The organism is Streptosporangium longisporum (assembly GCF_039534895.1).
GTDB classification, from domain to species: domain Bacteria; phylum Actinomycetota; class Actinomycetes; order Streptosporangiales; family Streptosporangiaceae; genus Streptosporangium; species Streptosporangium longisporum.
On record NZ_BAAAWD010000012.1, the window covers coordinates 110127 to 129545 of the forward strand.

The 19419-nt window shown below is 72.6% G+C and carries 10 protein-coding genes and 1 pseudogene; 5 read left to right on the forward strand and 6 right to left on the reverse strand.

From position 1 onward, the window contains the following. Positions 1-98: 98 nt before the first annotated feature. Positions 99-686, reverse strand: coding sequence for a TetR/AcrR family transcriptional regulator (locus tag ABD832_RS21755; protein WP_344898326.1), 588 nt, complete (start codon positions 684-686; stop codon positions 99-101). 117 nt (positions 687-803) lie between these two features. Between ABD832_RS21755 and ABD832_RS21760 the strand changes: the two genes are divergently transcribed. Both ABD832_RS21760 and ABD832_RS21765 read left to right on the forward strand, forming a co-directional pair. After that, positions 804-1673 (forward strand): alpha/beta fold hydrolase, encoded by an 870-nt coding sequence (locus ABD832_RS21760; RefSeq protein ID WP_344898328.1) that lies wholly within the window; start codon positions 804-806, stop codon positions 1671-1673. Positions 1674-1887: 214 nt separating this feature from the next. Beyond that, complete coding sequence (locus ABD832_RS21765; RefSeq protein WP_344898329.1) at positions 1888-2670, forward strand: hypothetical protein; 783 nt, start codon at positions 1888-1890, stop codon at positions 2668-2670. 184 nt (positions 2671-2854) lie between these two features. Here the strand turns inward: ABD832_RS21765 and yczR are convergent, their stop codons facing one another. Next, entirely contained in the window at positions 2855-4342 is a 1488-nt protein-coding gene (yczR, locus tag ABD832_RS21770; protein WP_344898331.1) for a MocR-like transcription factor YczR, read from the reverse strand. A 278-nt stretch (positions 4343-4620) separates the two neighbouring features. Here yczR and ABD832_RS42540 point away from each other — a divergent pair. Both ABD832_RS42540 and ABD832_RS21775 read left to right on the forward strand, forming a co-directional pair. Next, positions 4621-4770 (forward strand): annotated as a pseudogene (locus ABD832_RS42540) (membrane protein YczE); the annotation flags it as partial. A gap of 130 nt (positions 4771-4900) precedes the next feature. Next, positions 4901-5215, forward strand: coding sequence for a YczE/YyaS/YitT family protein (locus ABD832_RS21775; RefSeq protein ID WP_486389081.1), 315 nt, complete (start codon positions 4901-4903; stop codon positions 5213-5215). A 45-nt stretch (positions 5216-5260) separates the two neighbouring features. On the opposite strand, the gene ABD832_RS21780 is transcribed toward ABD832_RS21775, so the two are convergent. From ABD832_RS21780 to ABD832_RS21795, 4 genes are all read right to left on the reverse strand, one after another. Next, positions 5261-6361 (reverse strand): TauD/TfdA family dioxygenase, encoded by a 1101-nt coding sequence (locus ABD832_RS21780; RefSeq protein WP_344898334.1) that lies wholly within the window; start codon positions 6359-6361, stop codon positions 5261-5263. Next, entirely contained in the window at positions 6358-12012 is a 5655-nt protein-coding gene (locus ABD832_RS21785) for a non-ribosomal peptide synthetase/MFS transporter (RefSeq protein WP_344898335.1), read from the reverse strand. The genes ABD832_RS21780 and ABD832_RS21785 overlap by 4 nt, the downstream gene beginning before the upstream one ends. A gap of 40 nt (positions 12013-12052) precedes the next feature. Next, a complete protein-coding gene (locus ABD832_RS21790; RefSeq protein ID WP_344898336.1) occupies positions 12053-17200 on the reverse strand; it encodes an amino acid adenylation domain-containing protein in 5148 nt (1715 codons plus the stop codon). A gap of 132 nt (positions 17201-17332) precedes the next feature. Beyond that, positions 17333-17533, reverse strand: coding sequence for an MbtH family protein (locus tag ABD832_RS21795; protein ID WP_344898338.1), 201 nt, complete (start codon positions 17531-17533; stop codon positions 17333-17335). 345 nt (positions 17534-17878) lie between these two features. Between ABD832_RS21795 and ABD832_RS21800 the strand changes: the two genes are divergently transcribed. Then, positions 17879-18625: a neutral zinc metallopeptidase gene (locus tag ABD832_RS21800; protein WP_344898339.1), complete on the forward strand. Its 747-nt coding sequence runs from the start codon at positions 17879-17881 to the stop codon at positions 18623-18625. The last annotated feature ends 794 nt before the right edge of the window (positions 18626-19419 follow it).

Genomic DNA, 19419 nt, shown 5'->3' on the forward strand with positions numbered 1-19419 from the left:
TGTGTACGTGCGTGCCGAGAAGCGTGGCCAACCCTGCCACGGTGCCGAAGGGCGCGCAACCGGATAAGTCGGATAAGGGCGTGCCCCGTCCGGCGGTCTCACCCCCTGTAGGAGCCGATGAGCCTGGCCAGGTGCTCGCCCGCGACCAGCAGCGGTGTCTCGCTCTTGAAGACCTGCGCGGTGAGCTCGGCGCCCTCCAGGGTGTTGATGATCGTGATGGCCAGGTCGCGCGCGTCGTCCTCCGGGAATCCGGCTTCGCGAAGGGTGTCCGCCACGAGGTCGCGCCAGTGCTGGAAGGCCTGGGCCACGGCCTGCTCGATCTCGGGTGCCCTGCCCACGGTCTCCAGGGCGGTGGCGCTGATCGGGCAGCCGTCCACCCAGCCGGAGTCGCGCAGGTGGCCGGCGAGCGCGCGGGCGCAGGCGGCGACGGCCTTCGCCGGGTCGGCCTCCCCGGACAGCGACGCCGACAGCATGTCGGCGAACTCCTGGTCGGCGTGCTGGACCGCGGCCACGGCCAGCGCCTGCTTGCCGCCGGGGAAGAAGTGGTAGACCGAACCCAGCGTGGCCCCGGCCTCCTGGGAGACCTGCTTGATACCGGTTCCCTCGTATCCCTGTCGCTGCATCAGCAGGGAGGCGGTGCGGAGGATGCGCTCCCGGGTCCCCAGCTGTGGTGTGTCCTCCGCCATGGGGAACAGCGTACTGGATAGAGCGTTCGTTCCAGCTTGTGAACCGCCCGGACGTCGTGCTAGCTTCCTCGCTAGTTAGAACGTTCGTTTTAGAGGATCTCCACGAGAGGGAGCGAGATGGAACACAAGCGGATCACCGTCAACGGCCTGGACCTGGCCTACGTCGAAGCGGGAGAAGGGCCGCTCGCCCTGATGTTGCACGGTTTCGACACACCCAGGCTGTACCGGTACCTCATGCCCGCGCTGGCCGAGGCGGGCTACCACGCCGTGGTCCCCACCATGAGGGGGTTCGCCCCCTCCCAGGTGCCGCCGGACGGCAGCATGCGCCTTCCCGACCTCATCGCCGACGTCAACGGCCTGCACGAGGCGCTCGGCGGCGATTCCGGCGCGGTCCTGATCGGGCACGACTGGGGCGGCTTCACGACCTGGGGCGCCGCCACCGCGGCTCCCGAACGGTGGTCCAGGGTGGTCGTCGGCGACGTCCCGCCGCTGCGGTTCTACGACCGTCACGCCGCCGACCCCGACAGGATCGAGCGGTACATCCACTTCTACTTCTTCCAGATGGCCCTGGCGGACCAGATCGTGGCGATCGACGACTTCGCGTACCTCGACTGGCTCTGGGACCACTGGACGGGTAACGTCCCCGGCTACGACTCCGCCGAGGACCGCAAGGCGATGAAGGAGGCGCTCGGCAGCCCCGAGCGGCTGCACCTGGGGCTGGAGCTCTACCGGCAGAACTTCCCCGCCGCGACGTTCGGCACCCCGCAGTGGGAGATGGCCCAGGTGCTGAACGAGCTGCCCACCCAGCCCACCCTCTACCTCCACGGCACCGAGGACCCCGTGGTCGACGAGGAGACGCTCGCCGACATCGTCGCCGTGCTGCCGCCGGGCTCGGACGGCGCGATGATCGAGGGCGCCGGCCACTTCCTCCTCTCCGAGAAGCCGGAGGAGGTCAACCGGCGCATCCTCGCCTTCCTGGCCCGCTGACCGCGCCCCGCCGCGGGGCGGCCGCCGCCCGACGGCCCGCCCCGCGCCGCGTTCGGGCCGCGGTCAGGTCGCGGTCGGATCGCGTCCGGGCCGGGCTCGCGGGTCCTGTCGGTCCGCACGGGGGGTGGCGGTCATGGCACGGGGCGCTCTTACAGGGCTTTTAGGGGTGTTGATGCATGGTTGTCATGTTGCACACCTATCGGGAGGAAGAACCATGGCACCTGAGCCGGATCGATTCAGCTCCGCGGAGACACTGGCGAACGAACCATCCAGGCGCCGCCTCCCCCGTTCCCTGCTGCTCGCCGCCACCAGCGCGCTCGTCGTGATCACGGGCGCCGGCGTCGCCACGGCGGCGGCGTTCTCCCCCTCACCGGCTCCGACGCCCACGGCCGGTGCCCCCACCACGGCACCGACCGCGAGCCCGTCCGGGGCACCCTCCGACGAGGTGCCCGGACGGCACCGGGGCCGGGGGCACCTGATGGGCCCGGGCGGCCCCTCCATCCACGGCGAGTTCGTCGTACCGGACGGTGCGGGCGCGTACGTGACCGTCGCCACCCAGTACGGCGAGGTCACGGCCGTCGACCAGGACTCGATCACGGTCAGGAGCGAGGACGGTCACACCAGGGAGTACGTGGTCGACGGCACCACCCGGGTCGGCCGGGGCGGCACCGGCATCGACACGATCAAGACCGGCCAGAAGGTCCGGGTCATGGCGAAGGTGAACGGCGGGACGGCCACCGCCGTGATGATCCGCGACACGGCCGTGCGCGACCGGTTCGGCATGCGCGGCGACCGCGGTGAACGCGGTGAACGGGGTGAACGGCAGCACGGCCACGGCCACCGGCCCGGCGGGCCCCCGCCCGTGCCCGCCACCCCGCCCGCGCCGGACACCCCGTCGGCACCCGCGACCCCGCCCGCGAACCCGTCCACGCCCGCCACCCCGCAGGCACCGGCCACCCCGGCCGCACCGTCCGCGCCGTCCGCGCCGGCCTCCTGACCCGATCGACCCGGGGCCGCGACGGAGCACCGGCGGCCGTGCCGAAGCACGTCCGTCCGTGATGAAGCGCGACGGACGTGGTGAAGCACGGACGGACGCGACGAAGCACGGACGGACGTGATGGTGATGAGACACCGACGGACGCGACGGAGCACCGGCGGCCGTGGCGTGGGCGGTCCGGTCGTCAGGCGACCCAGTTCGGCCGCCGGTCGGCCGACGGGATCGGCAGGCCCCCGGCGAGGGTGGCGGCCATGCGGTGCACGGCTTCGCGCAGGACGTCCGGGGGCATCGTGTAGGGGATGCGCAGACGCTGCTCGAAGACGCCCGGTTCGGTGGCGAAGTAGGCGCCGCCCTCGATCCGCACCCCGTGGTCCAGGGCCCGCTCGGCCAGGGCCGAGGCGATGGGCTCGCCCAGGTCGACCCAGAGCGACAGGCCACCGGGCGGCGTCCGCCAGGTCCACCGCGGGATGCGCTCGGACAGGGCGGTGACCAGGGCGGCGCGCTGCTCGCGCAGGCGTTCCAGGCGGGCCGGCAGCAGTTCCTCGTCCCGTTCCAGGAGGTCGAGGGCCAGGAGCTGGTCCAGGACCGAACCGCCCAGGTCGGTGGCGATGCGCTGACCGGCCAGCTCGGTGACGAGACGCGCCGGGGCGCGCAGCCAGCCGATGCGCAGGCCGCCCCAGTGGGTCTTGCTCATCGAGCCGACGGTGACGACCTGCCCGGCCCCTCCGGGCGTGGCGTACGAGGCGAAGGGCGGCGGGGCGGGGACGTCGAGGGCGAGGTCGGCCAGGGTCTCGTCGACGACCAGCCAGGTGCCGGAACGCCGGGCGGCGCGCAGGACGCGGGCGCGCTCGTGGCCGGGCATGAGCAGGCCGGTCGGGTTGTGGAAGTCGGGGATCAGGTAGGCCAGCTGCGGCACCGTCTGGCGCAGGGTGGACTCGACGATCTCGACGTCCCAGCCGTCCTCGGTCATCGGGACCGACACGGTGCGCAGCCGGGCACGGCGCAGCGCCTCCAGCGCGTTCGGGTAGGACGGGTTCTCGGTCATCACCCGGTCGCCGGGCCGGCACAGCAGCCCCAGGACGAGCGTGAGCGCGTGCTGCGCGCCGGAGGTGACCAGGACCTGCTCGGGCACGGTGGCCAGTCCCCGCCGGGTGAACCGCCCGGCGACGGCGGCACGCAGCTCCGGGAGCCCGTAGGGGTGGTAGCCGGGGGTGTGCGCGTGGGCGCCCAGCCGGGGGGCGACCCGGTGCAGGGCGTCGGCGAGCACCCGTTCCGGCAGTCCGGGAGCCGCCCTGGCCAGGTCGATCGTCGTGTCCAGGGGTGCGAGACGCCGGGTGACCTCCCTGGGGACGGCGCCCTCGGGCAGGGCCGTCCAGGTGCCGGAGCCCTGGCGGCTGTACGCGTGGCCGCTCTCGCGCAGCAGGTCGTACGCGGCGGTGACGGTGGCCCGGCTGGTGTTCAGGGCGACGGCCAGTTCCCGCTCGGCCGGGAGCCTGACGTGCAACGCGATCCGCCCGTCCAGGATCAGCGCGCCGATCGCCCGGGCCAGGTGGCGGTAGACGGGCCGCGATCCCGCCGGGTCGGGCAGCAGGGCGGCGAGCTGCCGGCTCCCCAGGACGCGGCCGGTGCGGCCGGCCCCTTCCGCGGGTCGCGACGGGTTCGAGCCGGCCATGCCACTCCTCGGAAATTGGCCATGTCGTCCAGGCCGGTCACCGTACCAGGATCGCCTCCATCGGCCTGATGCACGTCCACCAGGAGGCGACCGGCATGAAGCAGAAGATCACCGACCATCCCGGGCGTGACGCCCCGCGCCGCGAGGAACGCGTCCCGGCCGGGCGGGCACCCGGCGGGCACCCGCCCCTGACCTACGTCCCCCTCGGCGAGCGCCCGCTGACGCGCCTGCCCCGGCTGTTCGCCGGTCTGGCCCTGTACGGGTTCAGCCTCTCGCTGATGCTCCGGGCCTCGCTGGGCGTCAACCCCTGGAGCGTGCTGTACGAGGGGCTGGGGCGTCACGTCCCCCTGAGCTTCGGCACGATCAGCGCCGTCGTCGGGGTGCTGGTGCTCCTGCTGTGGATCCCCCTGCGGCAGCGGCCGACGTTCGGCACCTTCGCCAACATCGCCGTGCTGGCGCTGTCGTCGGACCTGGGTCTCTGGCTCGTCCCCCCCGCACCTCGACCTCCCGGCCCGGATCGGCCTGCTGGCCGGGGGCGTCCTGCTCAACGGGTTCTCCATCGCCCTCTACGTCGGCGCGCGTCTTGGGCCGGGGCCCCGGGACGGGCTGATGACCGGCATGTCCGCCGTGACCGGGCGCTCCGTCCGGCTCGTCCGCACCCTGATCGAGCTCACCGTGCTCGCCGCGGGCTGGCTCCTCGGGGGGAAGGTGGGTGCCGGCACCGTCCTGTACGCGCTCGCGGTCGGACCGGTCACCCAGTTCTTCCTGCCCCGGTTCGCCTACCGCTTCGGCGGCGACCGGCCCGCACCTCCCCCGGCAGCACACAGAGGCGGCGGGGGCGTCACCCCGCGGGCCGATGCCCCCGCGGGGTGACGCCGGCCCGTGCGCGGCGGGCGTGCCGGCGTCACCCGGCCGTCGTCAGGAGCGGCGGCCGAACCAGCGCCGGGTCCTCGCGGGCGCGTCGGTCGTCCCGGACGCCGTCCCGGCCGTTACCCCGGCCCCGGTTCCGCTTCTTGCGAATCCGGCCCGCGGAGGGACGGTCGGGGAGCACGCGTCCAGGGGCACCGGATCGCCCATGGTGACCACGATCTTCCGGGAGCCCTTGAAGGACTCGCGGGCGTGCGCGGCCAGGATGTTGTCGACGATCAGGATGTCGCCCGGCCGCCAGGTCTCCCGGACCGTCGCCCGGCGGTAGGCGGCGTCGATGGTCTCGATGTCCTCCCGGGAGATCGGTTCCCCGTCGCCGTAGGCGGTGTTGAACGGCAGGCCGTCATGCCCCAGGTCCTCCAGGAACACCTCGCGGACCTCCTCGTCGAGTGCCCACTCGTTCCAGAAGACCGTGTGGTTGAACCAGACCTCCTCGCCCGTCCGGGGATGGCGGATGGTCGCCGAGCGGCGCTGCACGGTGCGCAGCCGGTCGTCGCCGACCCATTCGTGGGCGATGTGGTTGTCCGCGCAGTAGGCGGCGACCCGCTCCTTGTCCTCGGTGCCGAAGGCGGTGCGCCAGCCCAGGCTGATGTGGTCGCCGTAGTTGCGCACCAGCGACCAGCCGTGCGCGCGGAACCGGTCGGCGAGCGGCCGGGGGATGTCGCTCAGCACCTTGCGCACGTCGGTCACCGGGGTGGCGCCGCCCTCGTCGGGGGCGACCAGGCAGCAGAACATCAGCATCCCGGGGAAGCTGAGCGCGTAGCTGTTCTCGTTGTGCGGGCGGATCGACTGCGAGGGGGGCAGGTCGGTGGAGGAGTAGACGTCGTTGCCGAAGTGGCTGCGCGGGGTGGCCTTCTCGACGTACCCGGCGAGCCTGGAGACCAGGGCGTCGCGCACCCTGGCGACGTCCTCCACGGAGGTGACCGGCAGCCCCCGCAGGTAGAGGGCGCCGTGCTCGTCCAGGCCCGCGCGGATGGCGTCGCGGTTCCCGCGCAGCCAGTCGCAGGTCCGGTCGAGGTCGGATCCCTGGGCGTCGGCCGCCGCCGGGCGGCCGTCCCGGATCTCCCAGGCGATGGTGGTGGTGGTGTTCACAGTCGACCTCCGGTCGGACGATGGGCCGCGAGCTCCTGCCGCGGAGCCGGGACGGGTGAGGACGCGCGGGCTCTGTGCAGCTCTTCGAGCCCCACGAGGTCGTCGGGCCGGGCGTCGGGCACCTGCTCGTCGAAGCGCGACAGCACGCGGATCCGGGTACCGGCGATCACGAGCAGGACCATGCACGCCCCGCACAGCAGGTACAGCAGGGCGATGCCACGTCCGGGCCCGGTGCCGATGACCGCGCCGACGGTGCCGGCGAGCGGGCCTGCGGGGGCCAGCAGCGGGTCCAGCAGCGGGCCGGCCAGCGGGGCGATGACGCCGAAGCCGAGCGGCACGGTGGCCGCGGCGATCATCGTGTTGACCGCGATGACGCGGCCCTGGAAACGGTGCGGCACCTTGACCTGGATGATCGTCATGATCATGCCGTTGACCAGGGACAGGGCGAAGGACAGCCCGAAGGCGCCCGCGCCGATCAGCCAGAGGTTGGGACGCAGCCCGATCAGGATGCCGGACAGGGCCAGCAGCGGGATCGTGGCGATCACCCCGCGGAGCCTGCGCCGGGTCGGGCCGCCCCACAGGCTCATGGTGACGCCTCCGGCGACGGTGCCCGCGCCCGCCGCGACCGCTATCGCACCGGCCGCCTGCAGCGGGGCGAACGACAGCACCAGCGGCGAGATCATGACGAACATCGGGGCCAGGAACAGGTTCACCGCGGCGAAGAAGAAGAGCATGGCGCGGAAGCCGCGGTCCCCCAGGGAGAAGCGGAAGCCGTTCACGATCTCCGCCGAGATCGACTCGCGGCGGTGCAGTCCCAGCGTGGTCGGGAACTTGACGACCAGGACCACCACGACGGCGAACAGGTACGCGGCCACCTGGAGGGTCAGGATGCCCTCCAGCCCGATCGCGGCGAGCATGGCGACCGCGATCAGCGGGACCAGGAACTGCGCGGTGCCGACGGCCAGCTGCACGATGCCGTTGGCGTGCCCGAGGTAGCGCTTGGGAACCAGTTGCGGGATGGCCGCCTGGTAGGCCAGCCGCTGGAAGGTCACCGACACCGACACCACGGCTATCAGCCCGTACAGCGGGCCGACGGTGAGCCTGTCGGTGAGCAGCAGGGCGAGCATGACGGCCTGGGCGAGGCCGGAGGCCAGGTCACCCGCGATCATCACCCGGCGCCGGTCGTAGCGGTCGACCACGGCACCGGCCAGGGGTGCCACGACGATGCCCGGTACCAGTGCCAGCAGCGCGATGAGCCCGAAGTGGGCCACCGACCCGGTCACGGTGTAGATCCAGATGGGGACCGCGAACTCGGTCAGCGCCGACCCGGTCAGCGAGACCAGCTGCCCGAGCGCGACGGGCAGGAACCGGCGCATGGTCGGCTCGCGTTCCGCGCTCGTGTCCCCGCTCCCGCGCGCGGCCCCGGCCTCGGCTCCGGTACCGGTCGAGGACACGGACGCGGACGCGGACGCGGACGGGGCCGGGACCCGTACGCTGTCGCTCAGCCACCAGGTGCCGCCCGCCTCGCGCGAGTGCCCGGCCCGCCAGGCGGCGTCGCCGGTGTGGGTCTCGGTGACGATCCGGGCCAGCTCGCCGGCGCGGTACTTGGGGAAGAAGTGCCCGGCCTCGTCGATGACGACCAGCGACGCCGACTCCGACAGCAGGCACCACTCCTTGAAGCGCTCCCGGTAGAACTCGGTGCTGGGGTCGCGCTCACCGACGACGGAGATGATCGGCGTCTTCAGCCGGGGTTGTTCGACGGCCAGCAGGTCGGTGAAGTACCTCTCGGCCATCCTCCCGTCCTGGCGCATCAGCTCGACGGTGAACGCCACCTGCTCCTCGTCCAGGCCGGACATGTCACCGCCGATGGCGCGCAACTCGGCCGCGACGGAACGGGTGCCCTGCAACCGGTCGTTGATCAGGGTGCTGAGCGGGCCGAGCAGGCGTCCCCTGGGCTTGGCGAAGGGGAAGATGCCGCCCAGGTAGAGGGCGTCCGGTGTCCGCCCGGAGCTCTCCAGGCGGCGGGCCAGCTCCACGCCCAGCGCGCTGCCGGGCGCGCAGTGCCCGTAGATCACGATGGGTCCCGGGACGTGCTCGGCGATCTCGGCCACGCACCGCTCGGCCACCTCCTCGAAGGGGAGCTGGGCCTCCTCGCCGGGTTCGCGCCCGGGGGCGGCGACCGCGTACAGGGAGTACCCGGCGGGCATCGCGTCGGCGAGCGTCTGGTAGACGACCGCGTTGGCGCCGCCGTACGGCACGCAGATGACCGAACCGACGCGGTCCGCGGGGGCGATGGGGCGGGTCAGCTCGGCCAGCATCCGCCGGGGCGCGGCCGGCCCGTCCCCGGCGCGGTCCCGGCGTTCGGCGATGAGCGCGGCCAGTTCCGCGACGGTGGGGTGCGTGAACATCTCCAGCACGCCGACCGGAGGCTTGACGCCCGGCAGGGTCTTGCGGATGCGGGCCACGACCTGGGTGGCCAGCAGCGAGTGCCCGCCCAGGTCGAAGAAGTTCTCGTTCGCCCCGACCTTCTCGACGTCCAGGACACCGGCCCAGATGCCGGCGACGGCCTCCTCGACGGGCCCGCGGGGGGCGACGTGGCCGCCCCGGTCGTCGGCGCGTTCGGGCTCGGGGTCGGCCAGTGCCGCCCGGTCGACCTTGCCGTGCGCCTGCAGGGGCAGCCGGTCCAGCCAGGTGAACCGGCCGGGGACCATGTAGTCGGGCACCCGTTCCTGCAGGTGCGCGCGCACCTCGCCCACCGGCATGGCCTCGGCGCCGGGCGCCTTCTCCAGCCAGGCGACGAGGCGGTCGCCGCGCAGGTCCACCACGCCCTGCACCACGCCGGGCAGCGTGGCCAGCGCGGCCTCGATCTCCCCCAGCTCGACCCGGTACCCGCGGATCTTCACCTGGTGGTCGGTACGGCCGAGGAACTCCAGCCTGCCGTCCTCCAGGCGGCGTACCAGGTCGCCCGTGCGGTACATGCGGGTCCCGGGCTCCCCGTAGGGGTCGGCGACGAACCGCTCGGCCGTCAGGCCCGGACGGCCCAGGTACCCGCGCGCCAGGGTGTCGCCGCCGATGTAGAGCTCACCGGCCACCCCGGCCGGGACCAGCCGCAGCCCCGGGTCCAGCACGTAGGCGCGGGTGCCGGGCAGCGGCCGGCCGATCGGCCAGGCCGGGCCCGACGCGACGGCCGACGGGTCGACCCGCTCGGTGGTCACCGCCACCACCGTCTCGGTGGGGCCGTAGCTGTTGAAGATCGCGCATCCCGCGGTGGCGGCCAGCTCGCGCACCCACTCCGCGGGCGCGGCCTCACCGGCCAGGACCAGTGCCCGGCGCGGCATCAGCAGCAGCGGGTCCACCTCCGCGCCCAGCGCGGCCAGGTGCGAGGGGGTCATCTTCAGGTAGTCGAGACCGGCCACGGCCTCGGCCAGCTCGGGACCGGAACCGCGCCGGGGAAGCTGACGCAGGGTGCCGCCCCCGGTCAGCGGCAGGTAGAACATCAGCATGCTGAAGTCGAAGGCCAGCGACTGCAGCAGGCCGAAGGTCGCTCCGGGCACGATGTCGTAGGCCCGGCGGACGTACTCCAGGTACGCCACGATGTGGCGGTGCTGGACGCCGACGCCCTTGGGCCGTCCGGTGGTGCCGGAGGTGTAGATCACGTAGGCGAGGTCGCCGGGGCCCGCGACCGGCTCCAGCGGCGGCTCTGCGCCGTCGTCACCGTCGTCACCGCCGTCATGGTCGTCCGCGCCGTCCACCTCGACGACCCGGCCGGTGAAGCCGGGCACGCGGTCGCGCAGCGCGGGGCCGGTGACCAGGGCGACGGCCCCGGAGTCGGCCAGCAGGAACTCCAGCCGTTCGCGCGGCTGCTCGGGGTCCAGCGGCAGGTAGGCGCCGCCCGCCTTGAGCACCGCCAGGATCGCCACGGCGGCGTCGGCGGCGGCGTCCAGGCAGATCGCCACCCGCGCGTCCGGGCCGACCCCGTACCGGCGCAGCCTCCGGGCCAGCCGGTCGGCGGCGCGGTGCAGCTCGGCGAAGGTCAGCGACCGCTCACCGGCGACCAGCGCGAGCGCGTCCGGGGTACGCGCGGCCTGCGCCTCGGCCATCTCGCCCAGCGTGCGGTGGGCGGGCTCCCACGTCCCCGGGCCGGCCCACTCCCCCAGCAGCAGCTCCCGCTCCCGCTCCTCCAGCAGCGGCACCAGCGACAGCCGGCGTCCGGGGTCGGCCGCCGCCTCACGCAGGAAGCGCCGCATCGAACGCTCGATCCGCTCGATCGAGGCCGCGTCGAACAGGTCCGTGCGGTAGGTGAAGAACCCGCTCAGCCCGTCCTGGCCGCCGTCGGTGACGTACAGCGCCAGGTCGAACTGGGTGACCTCCAGCGGCGAGGTGAACGGGCTCACCCGCAGCCCGGCCGTCTCGCGCTCGGTGACCAGCCGCTCGTTCAGCGCGAACGTCACCTGGAACACCACCGAGCGGCTCGGGTCGCGCGTCACCCCCAGATCGTTGACCACCTGGTGGAAGGGGTAGTCCTGGCGGGTCAGCGCGTCCAGCACGCTCTTCCTGGTGCGCACCAGGTGTTCGGCCACGCTCGGGTCCCCGGTGGTGTCGGCCCGCAGCGTCACCATGTTGACGAAGGAGCCGACCACACCCTCCAGCTCACGGTACGGGCGACCCGCGACCGGCGAGCCGACCGCGAAGTCGTCCTGGCCCGAGTACCGGGCCAGGACCGCCTGGTAGGCCGCCAGCAGCGTCATGTAGAGCGTGGCGTTGTGCGTCCTGCCCAGCTCGCGTACGGCCTCGGACGACTCGGCGTCCCAGGTGAAGGCGTGCACCGCGCCCTCGAAGCGCTGCTCGGCCGGACGCGGCCGGTCGGTGGGCAGCTCCAGGTCGCTCAGGCCCGCCAGCCGCTGCCGCCAGAACGCGGCGTCCGGCTCGACCGCGGGACCGGCCAGCCGCTCACGCTCCCAGGTGGCGAAGTCGCCGAACTGCACGGCGAGTTCCGGCAGGTCCGCCAGACCGGCCAGGCCCGCCATGCCCGCCATGCCCGCCAGGCCGGCCGGTTCCGCGGGGGATCCGGTGCGCGCTCCCGCGTACAGCCGGAGCAGCTCGTCCCCCATGATCTCCAGCGACCGGCCGTCGATCACGATGTGGTGCACGGCCAGCAGGAGGACGTGGTCGTCCGGGCCGGCGCGGAGGAGCGTCGCGCGCAGCAGCGCGTCGGCGGCCAGGTCGAACGGGCGGATCAGCTCCTCGCCCACCAGCTCGGCGGCCCGCTCGGCGCTCCCGGCCTCGACGACGTGCAGCGCGACCGGGCCGGGCTCGTCGACCACGACCCTCGGCAGCCCGTCCGGTCCGGCGGGGAAGCGCATCCGCAGCGCCTCGTGCCGGGCCACCAGCGCCGTCACGGCCCGCTGCAGCGCCGCGGGGTCCAGCTCGCCCCTCAGCCGCATGGCCAGCGGGATGATGTACGCGGTGTTCCCCGGAGCCAGCTGCTCCATGAACCACAGCCGCTCCTGCCCGCTGGAGGGCGGGGGCTCGGCCCCCGCCGGGCGCGGCGGGACCGTGACGCTCGTCCCCCTGCCGCGCAACCGCTTCGACAGCAGGGCGCGGGTGTCGGCCTCCAGGGCCACCGCGCGCTGCGACAACTGCTCGGTCATCCGAGACTTCTTCCTTCCTTGGGAACCATGGGAAAACGGCTCAAGAGCCCTGTCGTTCGATGTCCGCGATCAGCAGTGCCTCGACGGTGTCGGCCAGCCTCTCCACGGTCGGGTCGGTGAAGACCGCGTTGACCGGGATCTCCAGGTCCACCGCCGCCCTGATCCTGGCGGCGACCCTGATGGCCAGCAGCGAGTTGCCGCCCAGCGCGAAGAAGTCCTCCTGTACGCCGACCCGCTCCAGCCCGAGCACCTCGGACCAGACGTCGGCGACCAGTTCCTCGGCCTCGGTCCTGGGCTCGGTGGACGCGAGGGCGGGCTCCTGCCACGCGGGCGCGGGCAGGGCACGGCGGTCGACCTTGCCGTTGTGGTTGAGGGGAAGTTCCTCCAGCACGACGAAGGCCGAGGGGACCATGAAGGCCGGAAGCGTCTCCTCGGCGAACCGCCGCACCCGCCCGGAGAGCACCCCCGGGTCCACCGCGTCCACCGGCTTCATCGGTTCCGCCGGTTCCGCGGACGGGCGGTGCGGGACCAGGTAGGCCACCAGCCGCCTGTCCCCCGGCCGGTCCTCGCGGACCGTCACCGTGACCTGGGCCAGCTCCGGATGCCGGGCCAGCGTCCCCTCCACCTCACCCAGCTCGATCCGGAAGCCGCGGACCTTGACCTGGCCGTCGGCCCGGCCGACGAACTCCAGGTCCCCGTCCGCGCGTCGCCGCACCAGGTCACCGGTGCGGTACATCCGCGTCCCCGGCACACCGTAGGGATCGGCCACGAAACGCTCGGCCGTCAGATCGGGACGACCCAGATACCCCCGCGCCAGATGCTCACCCGCGATGTACAGCTCACCCGGCACCCCTGTCGGCACCGGACGAAGCCCCCCGTCCAGCACGTACACGCGCGTGTTGTCCAGCGGGCCACCGACGGGAACGGTCCCGGAGGGAGATCGGGTCACGTGACCCGACAGGGCGAACGTCGTCGTCTCGGTCGGGCCGTAGACGTGGTGGAGGGTGCCACCGGCGTCGACGACCCTGCGCATGGCGGGGGTGGACGCGGCCTCGCCACCGGTCCACAGGTGCGGGACGGCGGCCAGCGCGGCGGGCGCCTCCTCGGCCAGCACGTTGAACAGGCCGGTCGTCAGGAACAGCCCGGACACCCGTTCCCGCCGCACCGCGTGCTCCACCGCTCCGGCGTCGAGGTGCCCCGGCGGGGCCACGACCACGGTCCCGCCGTTCAGCAGTGGCACCCACAGCTCGTACGTCGAGGCGTCGAAGGCGAACGCGGAGTGCGACAGCACCCGGTCGTGTCCCCGCCAGCGACGGTCGGCGGCCAGGGCGGCGACGTTGCGGTGGGTGACCGCGACACCCTTGGGCGTCCCGGTCGATCCCGAGGTGAACATCACGTACGCCAACCGGTCCGGATCGATCTCCAGCCGCAGATCCTCCACCCCGGCCCCGGCCCCGGCCCCGGCCCCGGCCCCGGCCCCGGCCTCGGCCTCGTCGAGAGGGTGTGGAACGTTCCGCGAGTCGACCACCAGCACCCGCTCGACATGAGCCATCACCTCATGACCCGCGAACACCCCATCGGTCACCACCACCCGCGCACCCGTCTCCTCCACCACCCACCGCATCCGCCCCACCGGAAAACCCGGATGCAACGGCACATACACCCCACCCGCCTTCACCACCGCCAACAACGCCACCACCACATCCACCGACCGCTCCATCAACACCACCACCGGCGACTCCACCCCCACCCCCGCCGCCACCAACCGACGCGCCAACACATTCGCCCGCGCATTCACCTCACCCGCCGACAACCGCACACCACCACACACCACCGCCTCACCACCCACACCCACCACCCGCGCCTCGAACAGCCCGGCCAGGTCGCCGTCGGGGATCGGGGCCCGCGTGTCGTTCCACTTCTCCAGCAGCGCGTGCCGCTCGTCGGGGGCGAGCAGCTCCACCGCGCCCGTACGGACGTCCGGGTCGGCCACCACCGCCTCCAGCAGCCTCACCAGCCGGGTGGCGATCGACTCCGCCGTGTCGCGGTCGAACAGGTCGGTCGCGTACTGCAGCACCCCCTCGATCCCGGCCGGGGCCGCGTCGTCGGCGAAGTGCTCGGTGAGGCCGAACAGCAGGTCGCACTTGGCGCCGCTCAGGCCGTACAGCGAGTAGGCCGGGTCCGCCGTCACGGTCAGGCCGGTCAGCCCGGTCTCGTCGTCCGGGGTGTTCTTGAGGGCGAGCATCACCTGGAAGAGCGGGTTGCGGCCGGGGACCCGAGCGGGGTTGAGGACCTCCACCAGGTGCTCGAACGGCACGTCCTGGTGCGCGTACGCCGCCAGGCCGGTCTCCCTGACCCTGGCCAGCAGCTCGCGGAACGTCGGGTTCCCCGAGGTGTCGGTGCGCAGCACCAGGGTGTTGACGAAGAAGCCGACCAGGTCGTCCAGCGCCTCGTCCCCGCGGCCCGCGGCCGGTGAGCCGATCGGCACGTCGTCACCGGCTCCCAGCCGGGTCAGCAGCGCGGCCAGCCCCGCCTGCAACGCCATGAACAGCGTCGTCCGCGTCTCCGCGGCCATGGCGAGCAGCCGTCCGTGCAGCTCGGGCGAGAACCGCAGCGGCACCGAGTCGCCCCGATGCCCGGCCACCGCCGGACGGGGCCTGTCGACGGGCAGTGCCGGCTCATCTGGCGCGCCCGCCAGGGTCCGCGTCCAGTAGGCGCTCTGCGCGCTCATGACGCTGCCGGGGTCGGCGGCGTCGCCCAGCAGGTCGCGCTGCCACCGGGCGTAGTCGGTGTACCGCACCGCCAGCGGCCTCCACTTCGGGGCCTCCCCTCGGACGCGGGCCTCGTACGCGCGTGCCAGATCGCGCCGCAGCGGAGCCATCGACCATCCGTCGGCGGCGATGTGGTGAAGCAGCAGCACCAGCACGTGTTCCTCACGCTCACCGGAGCCGCCCACGCCGTCGGAGCCGTCGGGAGCGTCGGGAGTGCCCGGGGAGGTGGGGCGCAGGGCGAACAGGTGGGCCCGCAGCGGCGGCTCGGCCGACAGGTCGAAGGCGTGCATCGCCGCCTCCCGGACCGCCCGGTCGAGATCGGCCTCGTCGACCTCCGCCACGGTCAGGCCGGGCACGGTCTCCAGCACCAACCGGTCCGGACGTCCCTCGCGCGAGGGGAAGACCGTCCGGAGCGTCTCATGCCGCCACGCCACGTCCCCGATCGCGGCCCGCAACGCGGCCCTGTCCAGTCGTCCGGACAGCCGCAGCACCAGCGGGATGGTGTAGAGCCCGGCCGACTCGGAGAGCTGTTCGAGGATCCACATGCGATGCTGGGCGAAGGACAGCACCGGGTGCGGATCGTCCGCGCGAACGAGCGCCGGCCTGACCCCGCCGCCCTTCCCCCTGGCCTCCTCGACCCTGACCGCGAGCTCGGCGACGGTCGGCGCCTCGAAGACGGTCCGCACCTGCAGTTCGGCCGAGAGCGCCGCCCTGATCCCGGACACCGCGCGCATGGCCAGCAGCGAGTGGCCGCCGAGCGCGAAGAAGTCGTCGTCGATCCCGACACCCGGCACGGCGAGCAGTTCCGCGAACAGCCCGCAGAGGATCTCCTCGACCGGCGTACGCGGCGCCGTGCCGGTGGCGACCTTCTCGGGCGCGGGCAGGGCACGGCGGTCGACCTTGCCGTTGTGGTTGAGGGGCAGCTCCTCCAGCACGACGAAGGCCGAGGGGACCATGAAGGCGGGAAGCGTCTCCTCGGCGAACCGCCGCACCCGCCCGGAGAGCTCCCCCGGGTCCACCGCGTCCGCCGGTTCCGCCGGTTCCGCCGACGGGCGGTGCGGGACGAGGTAGGCCACCAGCCGCCTGTCCCCCGGCCGGTCCTCGCGCGCCGTCACCACGACCTGGGCCAGCTCCGGATGCCGGGCCAGCGTCCCCTCCACCTCACCCAGCTCGATCCGGATGCCCCGGATCTTCACCTGGCCGTCGACCCGGCCGACGTAGTCGAGCAGCCCGTCGGGGAGCAGCCGCACCAGGTCACCGGTGCGGTACATCCGCGTCCCCGGCACACCGTAGGGATCGGCCACGAAACGCTCGGCCGTCAGATCGGGACGCCCCAAGTACCCCCGCGCCAGATGCTCACCCGCGATGTACAACTCACCCGGCACCCCCACCGGCACCGGACGAAGCCCCTCGTCCAGGACGTAGGCGCTCGTGCCGTCGAGCGGCCTGCCGATCGGGACGATGTCGCCGGGGTGGGTCACGTCGTGGGCGGTGGCGTAGATCGTGGTCTCGGTGGGGCCGTAGCCGTTGTGGACGTTCCCGCCCGCTCTCAGCACGCGTCCCACCGCGGCCGGGGAGGCGGCCTCACCGGCGATCCACAGCTCGGGGACGGTGGCCAGCGTGGCCGTCGCCTCCTCGGCCAGCACGTTGAACAGGCCGGTCGTCAGGAATATCGCGGTGACCCGCTCCTCCTCCAGTGCCCACTTCACCACCGGCCCGTCCACCACGCCGGGCGGGGCCACCACCACGGTGCCGCCGTTCAGCAGTGGCACCCACAGCTCGTACATGGAGACGTCGAAGGACGAGGCCGTGTGGAACAGGACCCTGCGGTGCTCCGGACCGTGCCAGAGACGGTCGGCGGCGAAGGAGGCGACGTTGCGGTGGGTGACCGCGACACCCTTGGGCGTCCCGGTCGACCCCGAGGTGAACATCACATACGCCAACCGGTCCGGATCGATCTCCAGCCGCAGATCCTCCACCCCGGCCTCGGCCTCGGCCCCGTCAAGAGGGTCTGGAACGTTCCGCGAGTCGACCACCAGCACCCGCTCGACATGAGCCATCACCTCATGACCCGCGAACACCCCATCGGTCACCACCACCCGCGCACCCGTCTCCTCCACCACCCACCGCATCCGCCCCACCGGAAAACCCGGATGCAACGGCACATACACCCCACCCGCCTTCACCACCGCCAACAACGCCACCACCACATCCACCGACCGCTCCATCAACACCACCACCGGCGACTCCACCCCCACCCCCGCCGCCACCAACCGACGCGCCAACACATTCGCCCGCGCATTCACCTCACCCGCCGACAACCGCACACCACCACACACCACCGCCTCACCACCCACACCCACCACCCGCGCCTCGAACAACTCGGCAAGGTTCCTCCGAACGGGGAGGGAATTCATGATGTCTCCAATTCACGGCAGGACGCGTAACGAAAAGAAATGGCGGAGGGAATGACGAAGGGAATGACGGGGAACGACCCGCGGCGAACGCGGGCCGGGCGACGTGCACCGGGAGACGGACGTCCGGGAGCTCTACGGAACCGGAAGGCCGCGGGGACGCATGTCGGTCCAGGTGGCGTTGACGAAGGCGAGGCAGCCTTGACGGCCGTCCTCGCCGTGCACGACGTCCCAGCCGCCGGGGACCTCGACGGACACCGGCCACAGGGAGTGCTGTCCCTCGGCGTTGGCGAGAACGAGGTAACGGCCGTTCTCGTCCTCGAACGGGTTGCTCATGAAGACTCCGTACTCTCACAGGTGGTGTTTCAGGCGTTCCGGACGGCCGGGGACGCGGAGGCGTCACGCATATCGGAAAGACCCCGGGCGGACGCCCCCGCCGCCCCGGCTCACCTTCATGTCCGAATTCACAGAGAAGGTGAGCGAATATCCGTTCCCAGGCCTGAAGAAGGCTTATAAGTCATCATCTTTAGGAACTCGTCTTGTGCCTGACTTGCAGCTGGCTTAACGGCCGGGGCGCCGGGGGTCCTATGCTGTCCGACCGTGCGCTTCCTCCCGTTCCGCGCTGACCTCCGGCGGCCTCCGCGGTGTCGCCCGGCCGTCGTCGTACGACGAGCCGTTCCGGTGATCGCGTGCCTGGCCGTCCTGCCGGTCGCGGTCGTCCCGCCCGCGGGAGCCGCACAGGCCGCCCCACCCGGGAGCGCGTTGCTGAGGTCAGGCAGGCTGGTGGCCGCGCCGTGCCAGGAACCGCCGATCGTCGACCGGGGCATCCCGCGGACGCGCGAGTACCTGAAGGCGGTCCTGGGATGCCTGGACAGGTCGTGGTCGGCGCACTTCGCCCGCGCCGGCCTGAGGTTCCGCAAGCCCGTGGTCCGCTTCTACGAGGAGCCCGCGCGGCGCGTGTGCGGGTTGCGCTGGCCGCCGAACGCCGCGGCCTTCTACTGCACCGAGCGGGCCACGCTGGTGTTCCCGCTCGACGGCGCCTGGATCGAGGGCCGGACCGACCTGTACCCGCTCAAGGTCGCGGCCCACGAGTACGGCCACCACCTGCAGAGCCTCACGGGCGTCAGGGCCGCCTACGAGGCCCTCGCCCGCTCCGGCCGCGCCCGCGGGGCCGAGCTGGGCCGCCGCTACGAGCTGCAGGCGGACTGCCTGTCGGGCGTGTTCCTGGGCGGCGTACGGCGCTTCCTGCCGCGTACCGGGCAGGACTGGGAGGCGCTGCGCGACGCGCTCCGCGGCAGCGGTGACGAGGGCGGGCGCCACACGCACGGCATCGGCGCCAACCGGGTCCGCTGGTTCGAGCGCGGCCACGACGCGGTCTCCCCCGCCGCCTGCGACACCTGGACCGCCGCGCCGTCCCGGGTGTCCTGAGAGCCCGTCCCCTCGAGGCGACGGACGGGGAACGACGCCTGCGAGCCCTCCTCGCGTTCATCCGTTCGCCGTCTTGACCGTGCGTGTTGACTCACACACGGTCCCTGCCGGACGTGCGGTGATTGATACAGGGGATTCACCATTGCGGCCGGGTACGGCGACCTTCGTGATTACAGCGTGAGACGTCATATGACTCTCTGCACGTCCTTCTTTTTGCTCGCTCTCCCCTTTCATGCTGCTTTGCATATGGTCCATAATCACCATCTGTAGATGATGGCCGGAAACAGTTGCCGCAGCGTATTGGAGATGCCCGCATGAACCACCTCGCAGCGCGTCAGGATATGCGCTGGCAGGCCAGGCGACACGCGGGAAAGAGCGCTCCGGCCTGGTCAGCGGCCCCGGGGTACGGCCCCGAGGACGCGCGCGGCACGACGGTCCTCCCGCCCGGGGGCGGCGCGACGTCGTGACGGAAGGCCTCCGGGCACGAGGCGGGACACCGCCGTACGTGTCCGGATGCGGCCACTTCGCCGTCGCGCGATGAAATGTTCACGTCGCCGGTGACGCGCGCCCGCAGTGGTGACCGCCGGGCCGCCGCCCGCCCCTCTTCCCCCTGAAGCAATAGAGGCATGAATGATCGACCATACGGAAATATGTGCGAATTCGGGAAATCCCTGTAAATGGGCGTTTGACCCATGCGTTCCCAATGGTGCCCGTATGTACGAGTTCAGGCGCGGCGCGAACGATCATACCCTCGGCGGTACGGCGTGATCCCGGGCCGCGGCCCCGCCGCGGCC

Excerpts from the sequence above, each read along its gene's own strand:
- ABD832_RS21755 (WP_344898326.1), bottom strand. The coding sequence starts at position 686 with ATGGCGGAGGACACACCACAGCTGGGGACCCGGGAGCGCATCCTCCGC.
- ABD832_RS21760 (WP_344898328.1), top strand. The coding sequence starts at position 804 with ATGGAACACAAGCGGATCACCGTCAACGGCCTGGACCTGGCCTACGTC.
- ABD832_RS21785 (WP_344898335.1), bottom strand. The coding sequence starts at position 12,012 with ATGACCGAGCAGTTGTCGCAGCGCGCGGTGGCCCTGGAGGCCGACACC.
- ABD832_RS21790 (WP_344898336.1), bottom strand. The coding sequence starts at position 17,200 with ATGAATTCCCTCCCCGTTCGGAGGAACCTTGCCGAGTTGTTCGAGGCG.
- ABD832_RS21795 (WP_344898338.1), bottom strand. The coding sequence starts at position 17,533 with ATGAGCAACCCGTTCGAGGACGAGAACGGCCGTTACCTCGTTCTCGCC.
- yczR (WP_344898331.1), bottom strand. The coding sequence starts at position 4,342 with ATGGCCGGCTCGAACCCGTCGCGACCCGCGGAAGGGGCCGGCCGCACC.
- ABD832_RS21765 (WP_344898329.1), top strand. The coding sequence starts at position 1,888 with ATGGCACCTGAGCCGGATCGATTCAGCTCCGCGGAGACACTGGCGAAC.